The organism is Ruegeria sp. ABM4_193 (assembly GCF_056158705.1).
This window is the reverse complement of record NZ_JBSWTT010000001.1, coordinates 1994156-2010033: the sequence shown is the minus strand read 5'-3', so window position 1 is coordinate 2010033 and position 15878 is coordinate 1994156. Positions and strand designations below refer to the sequence as shown.

The following is a 15878-nucleotide window of genomic DNA, read 5'->3' as shown; positions in this document are numbered from 1 at the left end:
CGTTATGGGGATGCCACCCCGCCGGATCAAGGGCTTAGCCTTCGTCTTTCTTGGGGTCTTTGCTCAGCGGGTGATGCTGCAACACCAGTTCCGCCAGACGTTCGTCCAGAACATGGGTGTAAATCTCGGTTGTTGCGACGTCAGCGTGACCCAACAGGGTCTGGATCGAACGCAGATCAGCGCCATTGGCCAGAAGATGCGTGGCAAAGGCATGTCGCAATGTGTGTGGCGTGACTTTTTCGGGTGAAACACCGCCGTGTACGGCCAGTTCCTTGACCAGCAGAAAGAACCTGTGTCGCGTCAGATGGCCCGATTTTCCGCGCGAAGGGAACAAAAAGCGGGACCGTTGACCGCCTTTCTCCACGGTCTGCTCTTCGGCGTCGTCGCGCACGGTCAGCCAAGCGGCCAATGCATCCCGCGCGGGTGGGGACAGGGGCACCATCCGTTCCTTGCCGCCTTTGCCCAGCACCAGCAGCATACGCGGATCGCCGCGCGCCGAAGAGACGGGCAAGGACACAAGCTCGGTCACGCGCATGCCGGTCGCATAAAGCAATTCCATCAGACATGTGTTGCGCACGCGGTCCACCTGGGTGCGTCCGGTTTGCCGTGCGGCGTCCAGCAGCCGGTCCACCTCGGACACATCCAAAGTTTTTGGAAGACGTTTCTGCCGCCCCGGACCTTTGATTTGAATGGCGGGGTTCACGTCGCGCCAACCTTCCTCAAAAGCAAACCGATAGAGTTGCTTGATGGCCGACAAGCGCCTTGCACGCGTTGATCGGGACAATCCCTGCGCATCGCAGTCGATCAGGTAGGCTTCGATCTGATCACGGTCGGCCTGTTCAAACCCGGTCGCTCTGTGCTCCAGCCAAGCAGCAAGATCTTTTAAATCACGACCATAAGCCAGCAACGTGTTTGTCGCCGCGCCAAGTTCAGCCGCCTGTGCTTGCAGGAAGGTTGAGATCCAAAGCTCGTCAGATGCCGGACCGTTCATGGTCACTGCTCTTGCAGGATCAACAGCGTCAGGGCGGCGCGGCGGGCTGTATCCTCTAACCCCACCTTTCTAAAGGTCGCGATTGCTCCGGTCAGATCCACCAGATTACCGCGCGCGCCATGGGCAAACAGTTGCATTGCTTCCAAAATGGCCTCGCCCAACTGACCGTTGGACATCAGTGTGTCGATATCACTGGGTACGGGTGCCGACCATTCAAACCCTTGTGCGATGGCATCTGCCTTGGGTGAAGGCGATACGGCCTGGCCAGGATCGCCCTGGGCAAGCGCCGCCAGAAACAAAGTGTCGGTCGAACTGTCCGGTGTCGCAAGGGCCGCGCGTTCGTACATGTCCGACAACATCAGGATGCGCCATCGCAGGTTTTCAGTCGCGGGTACCGGTAAGGAAACCTGCGACAAGCGTTCTGCGAAAAGCTCTGCAAAGGGAACTTCAAGGCCCACACTGCGCATTTGTTGCCAAACAGCAGGTAGTGTTTTTCCGATGGCGTCCGCGTTGCCCGTGTCCAACGCGCTTTCAAACCGTTGTACTGCCGAAACTCGGTCCCAGACAGCGCCGGATGCGGCGGGATCACGTTCGGTGTAAAGGCCCAAAAGCTGATTTGGGGTCAAAGCGCCAATCCGCGTCAGCCGTTCTGCGGCTTCAATCTGGGCTTTCCAGCCTGCAACGTCGCGCAGATCTGCGTTTGCAAATGCACGAGGTAAAGGTGCCGATGGCAGGCGTTCTCCGATAGCCTCGAACAGGCGGAAGTTCAGCGGGTCGGGGGCCTCGGGCTGCGGCAGATATGCCGCGTCTTCGTACAGCTCGGGGCTGAGAAACCGATCAAGAACCGCCAATTCTTCTGGTGGAAGAAGTTCTAGCGCATGTGCGGCTTCCAGGGTCAGCGCTGCGGACACCCAATCCCCGCGTCGGGCTTTGCAAAAGATCTGCGCCGCATAGTCCCGCGACAGATGCGGTTCAGCAATAAGCGCAGTGCAGCTGCGGTCTTCATCGCCGGTCAGCAATGTCGCGTCAAACCAGCGTTGAAACCGCTCTTGCGTGTCCGTCGGCCCAGCCAATTGCACAAGCGACTGCGCCGGATCTGCGGCACCCAGTTGCATCAGCCGATCCAGACGCGCCAACAGCAAAAACTCTTGCGCGTCTGACCCGGATGGCGCGCGTGTTTCTGACAAAAGCAACGTGAACAACAAGCGCTGCATGGCGGGGTTGTGACGGACCGGGGTCTTGGCAATCAGGTCAGCCAGACGTTTGGGATCACTGCTTTGCCAAAGATCAATCGGAAGGCCGGTCACAGATGATGACACAAGACCGAGCGGACGCGACAAGGCTTCCAATGAGGTGACTTCGATATCCGGCAACGCGCCGTTCTGCGTCACGGGAGGTTCCAACAAAACAGTTCCGGGCAGGTTTTCAGGAGGGTTTGTCAGCCATTCGATGGCCGACAAAGGGTCCTGTGCCTGCGCCGTTCCTGCCAGAAAGACGGCGAAAAGCGCCGGTTTAGTTGACATCCAGTTCGACCGGTTCGCGGATTTCACTTTGAGGCGCCGAAAAATCCGCGCCGAAGAACGGCCCGACATAGGCATAAGCCACCAGCCCAATGAAACCCAGGCAAAGAAAATATATCACGAATTTGATCAGACGGCCCATGGCGCCACGCTGCCTCAATTTTTGATTTTGGCCAAGTTATAACTGGCATTTTTCCCAAGATCACGTCATTCACGGTGAAATGAGCGAAATTAAGCATAACACGCACATCTCGGACACACAGGGCAGATTTCATCTGCACAAAACCGTGGTTCTGGTGGGGATGATGGGGGCAGGTAAGACCGCTGTGGGCCGCGCCTTGGCCGCGCGCCTTGGCGTTCCGTTTTTGGACAGCGACGCTGAGATCGAATCAGCCGCCAACATGACCATCCCGGAAATCTTCGAACGGGATGGCGAACCCTTTTTCCGTGCGAAAGAAACGCAGGTTATCGGACGTCTTCTGGAGGAGAAAAAGGGCATCCTGTCCACCGGAGGAGGGGCGTTTCTGCAACCTCAGAATTGCCTTGCAATCAGCCAGAAGGGCGCTTCGGTCTGGCTTCGGGCCGACCTGAACGTTTTGTGGAACCGGGTACGTCACAAAGACACGCGTCCGTTGCTTCGAACGGCTGATCCTTATGCGACACTAAAGGCTCTCTACGAGGCGCGCGTGCCCGTTTATGCCGAGGCGGATTTGATCGCAGAGTCGGATGGCGAAACCTCGATCGAAAATATGGTGGACAGGGTTGTCGACGCTTTGTTGGCGCGCCCCGATGTTTTGGAACTGAAGTAATGCATCAAACAGTACATGTGGATCTGGGCGACCGTTCGTATGATGTTGAAATCGGGCCGGATCTGCTGGCGCGGGCAGGAGAGTGGATTTCGCCCTTGCTACCGCGCCCCAAAGTCGCTGTCCTAACCGATGAAAACGTGGCTGACCTGCATTTGGACGCGTTGCGCGCGGGGCTCAGCGCTGCGGGGATCGAGATGACCGCGCTGGCTTTGCCCGCTGGCGAGGCCACAAAAAGCTGGCCATATTTCGAACGCGCGGTTGAATGGCTGCTGGCCGAGAAAGTCGAACGCCGTGACGTGGTTGTGGCTTTGGGTGGTGGTGTCATTGGCGACCTTGCAGGTTTTGCTGCGGCTGTCCTGCGCCGCGGGGTCAGGTTTGTGCAGATCCCCACCTCGCTGCTGGCACAGGTCGACAGCTCGGTTGGGGGTAAAACCGGGATCAATGCGCCTCAGGGCAAAAACCTGATTGGGGCGTTCCATCAACCTTCACTCGTTCTGGCGGATACATCGGTTCTGGGGTCCATGACCCAGAGGGATTTTCTGTCGGGCTATGGTGAGGTCGTGAAATACGGTCTGCTGGGTGACGCGGAATTCTTTGACTGGCTCGAACAAAACGGCCCAAGTGTGTCCGCCGGAGACGTGGCGGCGCGGGTGCGGGCTGTCACGCGTTCTGTGCAGATGAAAGCCGATATCGTTGCGCGGGATGAAACCGAACAGGGTGATCGTGCTTTGCTGAACTTGGGGCATACGTTCTGCCACGCGCTTGAGGCGGCAACAGGCTATTCCGACCGGCTGCTGCATGGCGAAGGCGTCGCCATCGGCTGTGCGCTTGCGTTTGAACTGTCCTCGCGTCTTGGCCTGTGTTCGCAGGAAGACCCAAGCCGGGTGCGGGCGCATCTGCGAGCTATGGGGATGAAAACCGACCTTGCCGATATTCCGGGTGATCTACCAAGTGCCGACGCGCTGGTGGAACTGATGGGGCAGGACAAGAAGGTTGTGGATGGGCAATTGCGCTTCATCCTCGCGCGCGGCATCGGTCAGGCTTTTGTTACATCTGATGTTCCGAAAGACGCTGTTCTGTCAGTCCTGTCAGACGCTTTGGCGACGGCGTGAAACAGGGCCCTAGCGGCCCTGAATCACCATGAGTTCACCGATATTCTCACGGGTGATATAGCCCACCATGCGCCCGTCCTGCGTGACAACTGCAATGGCCGGTGCACCTTTGTGCAAATGCTCCAACACGCCCTCGAGCCCTGTCGTCAGCGAAACCGAAGGAATATCGGCATCCATCACCGAAAGCGCAGAGGTTGATCGGGGCTGATCGCTGGCCAGGGCGGCGAACAAGCGATCCCGGGTTACGAAACCCAGCAGGCCACAATCATCCTCCAGGACAGGAAATTCGTGCTGTGTTGTATGAATGACGGCTTGCGCCGCCGTGCTGAGCGTGTCGCTGGGGGATAAGGCGTGAAACTCGGTGATCATGGCGTCCCGGGCCAAGACGCGGCGGGCGGCGGACCGCAATGCAACATCTTGGCTTTCTGCGTTGGCTGCGATGAACACAAATACCGCAATCAGGACAAGGATGGGGTTTGCGGTGCTAAGACCAAGAAAGCCAAGGCCGATGGCGACGATCTGGCCACCTATTGCGGCCAAACGCGTTGCCTTGACCCGGTCCATGCGCAGGCACAGCAGAGCCCTGAACACCCGCCCCCCGTCCATGGGAAAGGCGGGTATCATATTGAAAGCAGCCAGCAGCAGGTTGATATAGGCCAGCCTGTCCAACAACCCTGTGCCGGGCGCGTCTATTTGCGAAAAGGTTTCAAATGGTGTCCCCGCGCCAAGGGCAACAAGCACGATCCAGATGACGATGTTCACTGCAGGACCCGCAAGCGCCACATAGACCTCTTGCATCGGTTTTTCCGGCATGCGTTCAAGCCGGGCCAACCCACCGATGGGCAGCAGAGTTATGTCAGGGGTTTTGATACCATAGCGCCGGGCCATGAGGGCATGGCCAAATTCATGCGCAACCACACAAGCAAATAGCGCAAGCACAAAAACAAGGTTGTCGATGGCCGCTGGAAGACCGCCCACGGAATAGGCTGCAAAGCCAACCCAGGCCAACAGCAGAAAGAAGGTGACATGGACCCTCAGTTCGGACCCGAGCAACCGGCCGAGAGAGAAGGACCATGTCATGTTGTATCTCCGTTTCGTTTAGAACGGAATCTCGTCGTCGTCAATTCCACCCGATGCTGGTGCCGGTGAGCTGGACGGACCACCGTAAGGGTCGCCGTAGCCACCACCAGCTTGGCCGTCGCCATAACCACCACCACTGCCGCCGCCACCTTCGCCACGGCTGTCCAGAAGGGTCAGTTCACCGCGATAGGGGCGCAGAACCACTTCGGTCGAATACCGGTCCTGACCGGACTGGTCCTGCCACTTGCGGGTTTCCAGCTGACCTTCGATGTAGACCTTGCTGCCCTTGCGCAAATATTGTTCGGCAATGCGGGCCAAAGGCTCTGAGAAGATGGCGACCGAATGCCATTCCGTACGTTCGCGACGCTCGCCTGTGTTGCGGTCTTTCCAGTTTTCCGAGGTGGCAATGCGCAGATTGCACACTTTGCCGCCGTTCTGAAACGACCGAACCTCGGGGTCGCGGCCAAGATTACCTACCAGAATGACCTTGTTGACTGAACCCGCCATGTAATTCCTCGTTCTGTTTCGCGTATATGCGCCGAATCCGGCGCGGCTTGTTTCGTGAGACCCTATACGGCCTGCATCGTGGTTGGAACACAGTTGATACAACAGTGTTCAACAAGAGTCTTACTTTGATGTTTACCAAGCTTTCATTTTTGTCGGGAATACCTATACTCCCACTGGTTTCTGATCGAGCAGGATTGGCATTGATGCGTTCTTGGGTTGCTGGGTTTTCTGTTGTCTGCCTTGTGCTGGCTGTTGCGCCTGTGCAGGCGCAAACGCTGTCTACCAAAAGCCGAAAGGATATTTTCCTGAAGCAATCCAAAGTGTTGGATTCGCGCGCAGCCACGCAGTATCGGGATTCTGAGCGTCTCAAGCCCAAAACCTCGCGCGCGCAAACCAGCAAACGTTATACCGGCAAGTATCGCGGCCAATATCTGGATCTGGCGCGTCAGGCCGCCCGGTTGCACAACATCCCCGAAGATCTGTTTCTGCGGCTCGTGCAGCAGGAAAGCGGTTGGAACCCGCAGGCGAAATCTCACAAAGGCGCGCTGGGACTGGCGCAGCTGATGCCTCAGACCGCCGAGCTTTTGGGGGTCAACCCACACGACCCAAAGCAAAACCTTGAGGGTGGGGCGCGTTATTTGTCGTGGCAGTATCGCAAGTTCAAATCCTGGCCGCTGGCCCTGGCCGCTTATAACGCGGGTCCAAAGGCGGTCGAAAAGCATGGTGGCATACCGCCATACAAAGAAACCCAGAACTACGTGAAGGTCATCTGGGGCGGCTAGGCATGATGCTGCGGCGCAGAGGGCGCGTTTCTTGATTCTCTGCATTCGGACCAACTAACCTGATCGGGTATCGCCCAGTCACAACTGAGGTCCGCCGTGCCCACTGATCATCCACAAATTCCAAAGGAAACGCTGGCCAACTGGCAACAATTGGTTGATCTGGTGGCTGAGTTGGCAGATGTGCCTGCAAGCCTGATCATGAAGACCGATGCGCCGGATCATGCGGTTCTGATTACATCGGACCATCCGGAAAACCCCTATCCGGTTGGGATGAGTTTTCAGTTGAATCCCAAGCTCTATTGTCAGGGTGTGCTTCAACGGGACGGAGAGCTGGTGGTCGAGGATGCCTCCTGTGACCCGGTTTGGTCCGACAACGAAGACCTGGAACACGGGATGACGTTCTACATCGGGCTGCCCTTGAAGTGGCCGGACGGATCGGTGTTTGGCACAATCTGCGTTCTTGATCGCAAACAAAACCGCAGGGCGTTGTTGTTTCGCGAAGGGTTGACCCAGTTTGCTCGCATGGTCGAGTCAGATTTGGCTTTGTTGCAAGAGGTTTACCTGCGTCGCGCGCTGGAAGAAAAGCTGAACGAAACGCTGGCGCAACTTGAAACCCGTGTCTCGGACCGCACCCGTGAGTTGCAGGAAACAAACACCGCATTGCGGGTGTTGCTGTCCAGTTTGGAGGATGATCGAAAGAGCCGCGATCTCGAGATCGTTGAACAGGTCCGTGGCCGGGTTTTGCCGTATCTTGAGAAAGTGCGCGCACAGTTTGCCGATGACGAGGCACAGAATGTCTATCTCGATCTGGCTGAAAAAAACCTGAGCGAGATTACGTCGTCTCTGTCCGACAAATTGACAGACGCATTTGCGGTCATGACCCCGACCGAGATTGAGATCGCGCAGATGGTCATGTTTGGAAAAACAACCAAAGACATTGCCAAGGCTCTGTCCCGAGAGACGTCGACAATCGATTTCCACCGCAACAACATCCGCCGAAAGCTGGGTCTTGAAGGGCGCGATCAGAACCTGCGAAGTCATCTGCTCTCGATTTCGTGAACATCGAATATGGGGAATACCCCCATATTTCACCCCTATTTTTTCGGTCTGAGCCAATATGCCTTGGCTTGTTACGCTCTGTCATGAGGTGCGGACGAACTGCACACATCCAACAGAGAGGAACATCCCATGGATCGCAAAGATCTGAAGCCGACCATCATGAAAGGGGACAAGGATCACCTGGCACCGGGGCTTTCACGACGGTCGTTCTTCATGGCGGCAGGCGCTGCTGGTGTTGGCGCGACAGCTTCTTTTCTGGGGGCGAACCCAGCCCAAGCGCAATCACAGGCGTGGTTGCAGCCGGGGAACAACAACCATGTGATCGACCTGCAGGGAACAACCGGGCAGGCCAGCACCGGGGCGGTTGGTATCGATTATTACGGTCATTGCGCTATCAAGATCACGTCACCCAACGGGGCGACGGTTCTGTTCGATCCCTGGCGTGATGATCCGTCAGGGGCGTGGGGTTTGTGGTTCCGAAACGAGTTTCCTCAGATCCCTGTGGATATCACTTTGTCGACCCACGCGCATTTTGACCATGACGCAATTGAACGGCCAAGTTCGACCATGGTGCTGGACCGGATGGTAGGCAATTTTGAATTCGCCGATCTCAAGATCACCGGCTTTGCAGACAAGCACGCCTGCGTTGCGCCCGGGTGGTACGATTGGACCAATGCGCTGGCCGAGTTCGGGGCAGAAGCCTGTCCGCCGAACAATGTGGGCCACATGGATATGGTGGTCTATCTGGTTGAAACCGGCGGAATTCGAACGCTGATCTGGGGCGACAACCGTCACAACCCGCCGCAGGAGTTCTGGGATTCCATCGGACAGGTGGATGTTCTGACGCTGCCAGTGGACGGATCTGAACATATCCTCAGCTTTGAGCAGGGCAATAATATTGTGTCTAAGCTCAAGCCTAAGGTTATCATTCCTACCCATTACCTGAACGAGGTCACGTCTTACACGCTGACCACGCTGCAATCGGCGGACGATTGGGTGAAAGGGCAGCAAAGCTATAAAATGCTCGAAAGTGCCAGCTTGCAGCTTGAGGCCGGTGACGTTGCCGGAATGAACCAAGAGTTCATGCACTTCGGAAACAATGTCATGACAGGCTGAGGACACACCGGGAACCGCCACTCACGCATATTCCTAAGCGCCGCCTGTCTCCCTGCAAAACGCGGCGCCAACAGAAAGGGCCGGTCAACGACCGGCCCTTTTTAGGTCTAGTTGGCAAGGTTACTCTGCGGCGACTTTGATCACCGGCTCCATCTTCGCCAGAATGTCTTCGGTCAGATGGCATTTCACCTGATGCCCATCCGCGAGGGTCTGCACCGGTGGTACATGAGATTCGCAGCGTCCATCCGGCACTTCGGACTTCCAGCGGCATCGTGTCTGGAACGGGCAACCCGGGGGCGGGTTCATGGCAGAAGGGATATCGCCTTCCAGGACGATATGCTGTTTCTCGATCGAGGTATCCGCTATTGGAACCGCACTCAGCAGCGCCTCGGTATAGGGGTGGTAAGGTGGGGCAAAAACCTGATCGGTGGTGCCCAGCTCGACCACATGGCCCAGATACATCACCATCACCCTGTCGCTGAGGTAACGCACAATGGACAAGTCGTGGCTGATGAACAGCAAGGTGGTTTTATGCTCGCGCTGGATTTCCATCAGCAGGTCGGTCACAGCCGCCTGCACCGACACATCCAGGGCCGAGACCGGCTCGTCCGCGACCACGATGCGTGCATCACCGGCAAACGCGCGCGCGATACCCACGCGCTGCTTCTGACCACCCGACAACTGACGCGGCATCCGGTCTGCAAAGGCGCGCGGCAGTTTCACAAGATCCAACAGCTCCAGCATCCGCTTCTTGCGCTCGGCCTCAGAGTTTCCGACGCCAAAAATCTCTAGCGCGCGAATAATCTGACGCCCCACGGTCATCGATGGGTTCAGCGTGTCGAATGGGTTCTGGAACACCATCTGAACTTCGCCAACCGTCTTGGCATCCCGTTCCTCAATGGGCACCTGTTCGATATTGCGGTTGTCCAGAAGGATTTGACCGTCCGTAGCGGTTTCAAGCCCCATCAGTACTTTGGCGAAGGTAGACTTGCCGCAGCCGGACTCGCCAACAATCGCAAGCGTTTCGGACTCGTGGGCTTCAAAGCTCAGCGTCTCGTTGGCCTTAACGACCTTCGTTTCGCCACCACCAAACAGAGCATTTGCCGCAACCTCGTAGTATTTCTTTAGGTTGTCCATTTTCAGGACGGTCCGGCCAATCTCACCTTTCTCTTTCTGCTCACCCACGGTGATTGGTGCGTTCCAGTCGATTTCTTGGAATTTCAGACAGCGCGTATGGTGCCGGTCATTTCCGGGCACAGCCTCCATCAGAATGTCTTTTGCGTCGCAGCGTCCTTCTTCGAAATAGTCGCAGCGCGGCCCAAAGTTACAGCCCGGAGGCCGCTCATGGGGCAGGGGGAAGTTCCCCGGAATGGCTACCAGTGGGCGAGAGTTCTTGTCGGCACCCGGCAAAGGGATCGAGCGGAACAGCGCTTGCGTGTAGGGGTGCTGCATCTCGTCAAAGACGTCCTTGATCGAGCCGCGCTCGACCGCTTCACCCGAATACATCACGCACAGACGATCGCACGTCTCCAGCACCAGACCGAGGTTGTGCGAAATGAACAGCATCGACGTGCCGTACTTTTTACCCAAGTCCTTGACCAGTTCGACCACCGCGGCCTCAACAGTCACGTCCAACGCCGTTGTAGGCTCGTCCAGGATCAGCAGCGCCGGTTTTGACATCAGCGCCATCGCAATAACGATCCGCTGCTGCTGACCACCTGAAAGCTGATGCGGGAAAGAATTCAACATACGCTCCGGGTCAGGCAGACGCACATCCGTCACCACTTCCAAAGCCCGTGAATAGGCTTCTTCCGCGCTCACGCCTTCGTGGATCATCGGCACTTCCATCAGCTGCTTGCCGATTTTCATCGCCGGATTCAGCGAGGCCATCGGTTCCTGATAGATCATCGCGATTTCATTGCCGCGAATGTCGCGCAATTCTTCCGCCGACATTTCCGCCAGATCCCGACCTTTGAACTTGATCGTACCACCCACGATCCGACCGTTCTTGCCCAGATCCTGCATGACACCCAGCGCCACGGTTGATTTTCCGCACCCGGATTCGCCGACCAAGCCCACAGCCTCGCCTGGCTGCACACTGACCGAGAAGTCCATCACGGCGGGAATTTCCCGCAGGCGGGTAAAGAATGAAATTGACAGCTTGTCGATCTCCAGGATCGGGCCGTCATATTCCGCCATCTTGCTCATTTTGCTTACTCCTCACCAAATGCGGGGATCCCCTTCATCTGGCTAAAAATACCTCGGGGGTCCGGGGGCAGAGCCCCCGGCCTCGATCACATCAGTCCTTCAGACTTTCTTCGCGCAGACCGTCAGCCAGCAGGTTCAGACCAAGAACCAGCGACAGCAGGGCAAAGGCAGGCGGAAGGGCAGGGTGCAGGTAGATCGACAGAAGCTTGCGCCCCTCGTTGATCGTGGATCCCCAATCCGGGCTTTCAGGTGGAAGGCCTAGTCCGAAGAAACCCAAAGTTCCCAGAAGGATCGTTGTATACCCGATACGCAGACAGAAATCGACGATCAGTGGACCTCGCGCGTTGGGCAGGATCTCCCACAGCATGATGTACCAGGGTCCTTCGCCACGGGTTTGCGCCGCCGCGACGTAATCCCGGGTTTTGATGTCCAGTGCCAGACCACGCACGATACGGAATACCGTGGGCGAGTTGACGAACACAACTGAAACGAACACCACCAGAATACCGCCTGGAATGTCGAACAGATCCAGATAGGTGGGCAGGCCCCAAATTCGATAACTCTCGGTGTTGATGATGTAACCGCCAGTCGAGATCAGTGACAGGTACAACCATATCGCTACACCCAGAACCCCGATCAACAGAGGCGTGCGGAAATTCGGGCGCGTATAATAGCGCGAATTCAACAATACTCCGATGAACAGGATTGGGAAGATGAACAACACGGCTGCCATATAGTTCGGCACACCTGTCGCCACGATTTCCGGTGTCACCAACAGGTAGAACAGCAGAATGACCGGGAAAGCGAGGATCAGGTTTGCCAGAAACGACAGGAACGTGTCGAGGCGACCACCATAGTATCCCGCAGGCAGACCCAAGGTGATACCCACCATAAAGGCAAACATCGTCGCCAGTGGAGCAATCTGCACCACGATCCAGGCACCGCTGACCATGCGGCTGAATACGTCCCGTGCCAGATTGTCTCCGCCCAGAAGATACCAGGCAAACTGGCCTTCTTCAGGGTTTGGAATAGGCGTGCCGGGGACCTTGTTCTTCATGCCAGACAGCTGAACAAGCGGGTCATGTGTAACGATCAGGTCCAGTGCGCCGAAGATGCCGGTGAACACCCAGAACATCACAAGGCCAAAGCCGATCATGCCGATTGGGCTGTCGTAAAGTTTGCCATACAGTCCCAGGCGCCGTTTAAACGCGATGGACATGGCAAACATGATGATCAATGCCACCCAAACGGGCAGGAACTGCTGTGAAATCGCGCCGATTATTCCGGCGCCGGTGCCCATAAGGACACCAAGCACCAGATAAGCGAGCGCCAATCCGACACAGGCCAGGAAACTGTACTGCAACGCAAGGTTAATCAGGCCACGGATGCCGCCGCTTGAACTGACGGACCCATCCGAATTTACGACAATTTGCTGCTCTGGCAGAAAGACGCTGGCAACGATCCAGGTTACGATTGAGATAATCAGCGCAGCCAGCGCGATCATCAGCAATGGGTTCAGGAAGGCGATAGAGCCGGTCCAGGTCAATGGTTCCATAATCTCACCCTCCTTAAGAAATGCGGATACGCGGGTTAAGGTAAACGTAGCCGATATCCGAGATCAGCTGGGTGAACAGCACCACAAAAACCGACACGACAGAAATCGCCAGCAACAGCTGGATGTCATTGTTGCCTGCCGCCTGAACCAGCGCCCAGCCAAAGCCCTTGTAGTTGAAGAGGGTCTCGACGATCACGACACCATTCAGCAGCCACGGGAACTGCAGCATGATGACCGTGAAAGGCGCGATCAGCGCATTACGCAACGCGTGCTTCATGACGATGTTGCCGAAGGACACACCCTTGAGGCGCGCGGTTCGGATATATTGCGCGGTCATCACCTCGGTCATCGAGGCGCGCGTCATGCGGGCGATGTAACCCATCCCATAGAGCGAGATTGTCAGAACCGGCAGGAAGAAGTTCTCGAATGTCGGGTTTTCCATTGCCGACGTCGCCGTGCCCTTGAACCATTTCAGGCCGACGGTCGAAGAGGTGAAGATCGCGATGAAAATCACGCCGGATACATATTCAGGCGTCGCGGTCGTGATGATCGAGAAGGTCGACAGCGACCGATCCATGGCAGATCCTTCGCGCATCCCCGCCAGCACACCAACAAGCAGCGCCGAAGGCACCATCAGAACCAGAACCCAGAACATCAAGTAGCCGGTATTGCCAAGCCGCACACCGACGATTTTACCAACCTCGTCCTTGAAAACTGTGGAATAGCCCCAGTTTCCTTGCAGAACACCACAATAGCGGGGCGTGTTTTCCTCGGTCGAACCAGGTCGTACGCAAGAGCCCAGAAAAGTCCCGTCGTCCAGTGTTTTTGTGAAGCCCGGCATCACGCCAAGCCACTGGCCGTATTTGATCAGTGTGGGTTGCAGGTAGCCTCGATTGTCCAGCCAAGTTTCAACTTGCTCGTCTGACATCCGCTGGTTGCCTTGGGTTTTGGCCAGCTTTTCAAGGTTCGGGTAGAGGTTGGTCAAAAAGAAGACCACGAAAGTAAGACATAATGCCGTAAGTAGCATCACGCCGAACCGTCGGAGGATAAAGAGTCCCATGTTGGCCCCTGTTGTTCGGGTGTTCCGCAGATCAGTGGACCATTTTCTGGCCTCGGACATCCGACCCCGTGTCGGCAACGTCTGCGGCTGGAAAGGGGCGCCCGATCAGGCGCCCCTAGTGAGAAGCAGGCTGGCTTTACGCGGCCCAACCCCACTTATAGTGATGGTGCTCGAACGACACGTGCATGTCGGTACCGACCAGACCGTCCTTCATGTGACGATAGAGCGACCGCCAGTAAGGCTGGATTGTTACGCCTTCTTCTTGGATCATCGCTTCGCCCTTGGCGACCACTTCGCGCCGTTTGTCGGCATCCGCAATGGCCAGCGCTTGGGTTAGCAGCGCGTCGAACTCCGGGTTAGCCCATCCGAATTCGTTCCAAGCCTCTCCAGAACGATAGGCCAGTGCCCAAATCTGAACGCCCAACGGCCGGTGGTTCCAGTTGGTCGAACTGTACGGGTACTTCGCCCAGTCGTTCCAGAAGGTGTTGCCCGGAAGAACCGTCCGCTTGACCTTGATACCTGCGTCACGCAGCTGAGCGGCGACAGCGTCGGTTGTATTCCGACGCCAGTCGTCGTCGATCGAGATCAATTCGTGCTCGAAATCGGCCATGCCGGCCTCTTCCATAAGCTTGCGTGCACCTTCCGGATCAACTTTCTGCGGTGGCAGTTCGAAATAATCCGGGTGGATCGGGCCGACATGGTGATTTTCGGCAGGCGAACCACGGCCACCAAAACCCAGTTCCAGACAGACAGCGTTGTCCACTGCCATTTGCAGGGCTTGACGGACACGTTTATCGGCGTAGGGCTGTTTGCCGTCGACTTCTGCCAACTGGTTTGGGCGGATAACGATGGTGTTCATCGTGACAACCTCGGACTTTACATAGCCAAGACCGTCCATCACGTCGATGAATTCGCCCACTGATTCATACAGCATATCGACTTCGTCGGATTCCAATGCCGCCAACCAAGCAGACGGGTCGGTGCCGTAGTCAATATACTCGATGCTGTCCAGCGCCGGGCGACCAAAGACCTCTTCTCCCCACCAGGTGTGGTTTTCGTTGCGTGTTAGTACGGCTTTCACGCCGACTTCCAACTCGCTCATGAGGTATGGGCCTGTGCCGACATTGTTCAGCAGGTCGGTTTCATTGAACGAGCTGTGAACGATGGCCGCCGGATAGTCAGCCATACCCGCGATCAACGAGATGTCCGATGCAGGCAGGTTCAGTTGGACAGTATTTGCGTCAACAACCACGATACCACCTTCAACGGCCTGGCCTGTGTCCGCGTCAACCAGTGTCGCAAAACGACCAGCCATCGAGTTGGTTTCCGAGCTCTTGTCACACCAGCGCGCGACGTTGCGAGCCACGTCGTCCGCTGTGAAGTCGTCGCCGTTGTTCCACTTGACGCCCGGACGGACTTTCAGAGTGTAAACAGTCGCGTCTTCGTTGACTTCCCAGCCTTCCAGCAGCATGCCGCGGAATGTACCGTCCGAGTTGTACTCGACCAGATATTCCAGCGTTCCGCGTGATACGTTGGCGATTTGCGACCAGTCATAAGTGCGTGGATCTTTCAGCGCGCGTACTTCCTGTTGAACGCGTAGTGTACCGCCTTCTTTCTTGGCGTCTTCGCCTTCAGCATAAGCTGGTGCTGCCATGCCGATCATGCCGTAGGCGGCGGCTGCGGTAACGCCCAGACCTGTGGCGCGGGCCAGGAACTCACGACGGCTCAGTTTGCCGTCACGGTATTCCTGTGCGTGCATCTCGGCCGCCCAGTGCACCTTGTCATTGGTGGTTACGTCATTCGTCATAGATGTCTCCCTGTGACATTAGATTTTGTTGATTGATTATGCTTCTACGCGACTTGGTTGTTACCTGTCGCCAGATTAAAGGGTTCTGATTGTTGGTCTCTGAGCATCCCCATGGCGGTATTCGGCACCAGAAATCAGGCTAGGTCAATGTTCGAATTCGTCATTGAGAGTACAAAAACGACATTCTCGCTATGTTGAACACCTCGCTTCGCAACTGCGGCGAGCTTTGGGTTTGTGCGGTATAGCTTCCATGCATGGCGCAAGGTTAAGCA

14 protein-coding genes are annotated in these 15878 nt (G+C 56.7%); 5 read left to right on the top strand and 9 right to left on the bottom strand.

Annotation, left to right across the window (positions count from 1 at the left end):
* Positions 1-34: 34 nt before the first annotated feature.
* From ACXADZ_RS10070 to ACXADZ_RS10060, 3 genes are read right to left on the bottom strand one after another with little or no spacing between them, the layout of a single operon-like run.
* Entirely contained in the window at positions 35-991 is a 957-nt protein-coding gene (locus ACXADZ_RS10070) for a site-specific tyrosine recombinase XerD (protein WP_475195854.1), read from the bottom strand.
* 2 nt (positions 992-993) lie between these two features.
* The gene (locus ACXADZ_RS10065; RefSeq protein ID WP_475195850.1) at positions 994-2514 is read right to left on the bottom strand and encodes a hypothetical protein; all 1521 of its coding nucleotides are present in this window, start codon (positions 2512-2514) and stop codon (positions 994-996) included.
* The gene (locus tag ACXADZ_RS10060; protein WP_475195847.1) at positions 2504-2653 is read right to left on the bottom strand and encodes a hypothetical protein; all 150 of its coding nucleotides are present in this window, start codon (positions 2651-2653) and stop codon (positions 2504-2506) included. Before ACXADZ_RS10060 ends, ACXADZ_RS10065 begins: the two co-directional genes overlap by 11 nt.
* A gap of 79 nt (positions 2654-2732) precedes the next feature.
* Here ACXADZ_RS10060 and ACXADZ_RS10055 point away from each other — a divergent pair, with 79 nt between their 5' ends.
* Together ACXADZ_RS10055 and aroB are read left to right on the top strand one after the other, a co-directional pair.
* Positions 2733-3320: a shikimate kinase gene (locus tag ACXADZ_RS10055; RefSeq protein ID WP_475195844.1), complete on the top strand. Its 588-nt coding sequence runs from the start codon at positions 2733-2735 to the stop codon at positions 3318-3320.
* Positions 3320-4432 carry a 3-dehydroquinate synthase gene (gene aroB / locus ACXADZ_RS10050; RefSeq protein ID WP_171668095.1) on the top strand — a complete coding sequence of 371 codons (1113 nt, stop codon included), beginning with the start codon at positions 3320-3322 and terminating at the stop codon, positions 4430-4432. The genes ACXADZ_RS10055 and aroB overlap by 1 nt, the downstream gene beginning before the upstream one ends.
* Positions 4433-4441: 9 nt before the next feature.
* On the opposite strand, the gene ACXADZ_RS10045 is transcribed toward aroB, so the two are convergent.
* Both ACXADZ_RS10045 and ssb read right to left on the bottom strand, forming a co-directional pair.
* Complete coding sequence (locus ACXADZ_RS10045; RefSeq protein WP_475195840.1) at positions 4442-5512, bottom strand: site-2 protease family protein; 1071 nt, start codon at positions 5510-5512, stop codon at positions 4442-4444.
* Positions 5513-5530: 18 nt separating this feature from the next.
* Positions 5531-6019, bottom strand: coding sequence for a single-stranded DNA-binding protein (gene ssb, locus ACXADZ_RS10040; RefSeq protein ID WP_475195838.1), 489 nt, complete (start codon positions 6017-6019; stop codon positions 5531-5533).
* 203 nt (positions 6020-6222) lie between these two features.
* On the opposite strand from ssb, the gene ACXADZ_RS10035 reads away from it, so the two are divergent.
* The 3 genes from ACXADZ_RS10035 (at position 6223) to ACXADZ_RS10025 (ending at position 8976) form a co-directional block, all read left to right on the top strand.
* On the top strand, positions 6223-6801 hold the full coding sequence (locus ACXADZ_RS10035) for a lytic transglycosylase domain-containing protein (protein ID WP_171089630.1): 579 nt from the start codon (positions 6223-6225) through the stop codon (positions 6799-6801).
* Between the two features lie 96 nt (positions 6802-6897).
* Positions 6898-7860, top strand: a complete 963-nt coding sequence (locus ACXADZ_RS10030; RefSeq protein ID WP_171668098.1) for a LuxR C-terminal-related transcriptional regulator — start codon at positions 6898-6900, stop codon at positions 7858-7860.
* 129 nt (positions 7861-7989) lie between these two features.
* Positions 7990-8976, top strand: a complete 987-nt coding sequence (locus ACXADZ_RS10025) for an MBL fold metallo-hydrolase (protein ID WP_475195834.1) — start codon at positions 7990-7992, stop codon at positions 8974-8976.
* 120 nt (positions 8977-9096) lie between these two features.
* On the opposite strand, the gene ACXADZ_RS10020 is transcribed toward ACXADZ_RS10025, so the two are convergent.
* The 4 genes from ACXADZ_RS10020 to ACXADZ_RS10005 all read right to left on the bottom strand — a co-directional run bounded on the left by ACXADZ_RS10020 (position 9097) and on the right by ACXADZ_RS10005 (position 15606).
* Complete coding sequence (locus ACXADZ_RS10020; protein ID WP_171089636.1) at positions 9097-11184, bottom strand: dipeptide ABC transporter ATP-binding protein; 2088 nt, start codon at positions 11182-11184, stop codon at positions 9097-9099.
* Between the two features lie 91 nt (positions 11185-11275).
* Positions 11276-12739: an ABC transporter permease gene (locus ACXADZ_RS10015; protein ID WP_171646854.1), complete on the bottom strand. Its 1464-nt coding sequence runs from the start codon at positions 12737-12739 to the stop codon at positions 11276-11278.
* Positions 12740-12752: 13 nt separating this feature from the next.
* A complete protein-coding gene (locus ACXADZ_RS10010) occupies positions 12753-13799 on the bottom strand; it encodes an ABC transporter permease (RefSeq protein ID WP_171089639.1) in 1047 nt (348 codons plus the stop codon).
* Between the two features lie 136 nt (positions 13800-13935).
* Positions 13936-15606 carry an ABC transporter substrate-binding protein gene (locus ACXADZ_RS10005; protein WP_171089641.1) on the bottom strand — a complete coding sequence of 557 codons (1671 nt, stop codon included), beginning with the start codon at positions 15604-15606 and terminating at the stop codon, positions 13936-13938.
* Positions 15607-15878 lie beyond the last annotated feature (272 nt).